The organism is Streptomyces sp. NPDC002690, from assembly GCF_053592415.1.
Genome location: NZ_JBSFVR010000736.1, coordinates 1 through 1,328, shown reverse-complemented (window position 1 = coordinate 1,328; position 1,328 = coordinate 1). Strand labels below are relative to the sequence as shown.

Genomic DNA, 1,328 nt, shown 5'->3' with positions numbered 1-1,328 from the left:
CGCGTCGGCCTCGGGGGCCGCCGGGTGCGCGACCGAGCGCCGGGCCGCCCTCGCGGTGCTGCTCGGCCTGTCCGGGCCGGTACCGGGATGGCCCGTGGGCGCGTACGAGGAGTTGGCCGACGCGTTGGAGCGGGCCGGCTTCCCGCACACCGCCTCCCGGACCGCCCTGGAGGCCGCGACCACCGCCCTGGCCGAGGGAGACGCCTCGATGGGGCGCTGGGAGCGGTGGCTCGCGCTGGCCGGGGACCGTCCGGGGTGCCTGGACGCCGTCCGGGTCCACGCACCGGGGCCCCTGCCCGAGGAGGCCGTCGACGCGGTGGTCGCGGGCCTGCTGGCCGGGGGATCGGCCACGGGCGGACTCGCCGCGGTCCGGTTGGTGACCCAGGCGGCGGGCCGTGGCGTCCCCTCCGGGCGCTGGGCCGCCCGGCTTCGCGAACTGACCGCCCACGGCCGTCCCGAAGTCGTGGAGGCGGCTCTCGTGGCGCGGCTGCGGCAGTGGGAGTGACTGGGACGACCGGACTCGCCCCGCCGCCCAGCCGGTCCGGACGGTCGGACTCGCCCCGCCGCCCAGCCGATCCGGACGGCGGACGGCCGGACTCGCCCCGCTGTCCCCGGCCGAACGCGCCCGCCCCGCCGGTCCGGACGGCCGGACTCGTCCCGCCGTTAAGCCGGTCCGGACGACCGGACTCGCCCCGCCGTTCACGCGGTGCGGACGGCCCCGCCGCTGACCGTGATCTTCTCGGCCGGCAGCGGGCGGGGCGCCGGTCCGGCCTCCACGGCCGCGTCGGTGATGCTGTACCTGCTGCCGTGGCAGGGACAGTTGATCGTTCCGTCGCTGACGGACGACACCAGGCAGCTCGCATGGGTGCATACGGCCGAGAACGCCTTGAACTCGCCCTCCTTCGGCTGCGTCACCACGATCTTCTGTTCCTTGAAGATCTTCCCGCCGCCCACCGGGATGTCCGAGGTCCTGGCCAGTTCCGTACCGGCGTCGGGCGCCGGGGCCGTCGACGAGGGCGATGCGGCCGGAGAGCTCTCCGTGTCCCCGCCCCCGCCGCCGGACGACCCGCACCCCGCCACCAGCGCCGCCGCGCCCCCGGCTCCGGCCGCCAGGACCGCTCTCCGCCGTGCGTCCATGGTTCGCTCCCTCGCCCGGACGGCCACCACCGGCAAATCAGCCCGCCGTGCCACCCGTGTGTTCGTGCCCGGCCGGGTACGAAGCCGTCCCGGCACCACGCATCGTGGCGGCGTACGCGTCCCGGGCGAAGCAACCGCGCGGTGGATGCCGCCACCCGGGTGGCGGACCGGGACGGCCGGGACGGCCGCGG

The 1,328-nt window shown here is 77.3% G+C and carries 2 protein-coding genes; one reads left to right on the top strand and one right to left on the bottom strand.

Annotated features, from left to right (window positions below; genetic code table 11):
* On the top strand, nucleotides 1-505 hold a 505-nt coding region (locus ACWD3D_RS37150; RefSeq protein WP_451465038.1), incomplete at its 5' end, for a hypothetical protein.
* Nucleotides 506-699: 194 nt separating this feature from the next.
* Here ACWD3D_RS37150 and ACWD3D_RS37145 read toward each other — a convergent pair.
* Nucleotides 700-1,137, bottom strand: a complete 438-nt coding sequence (locus tag ACWD3D_RS37145; RefSeq protein ID WP_451465037.1) for a Rieske (2Fe-2S) protein — start codon at nucleotides 1,135-1,137, stop codon at nucleotides 700-702.
* Between the last annotated feature and the right edge of the window lie 191 nt (nucleotides 1,138-1,328).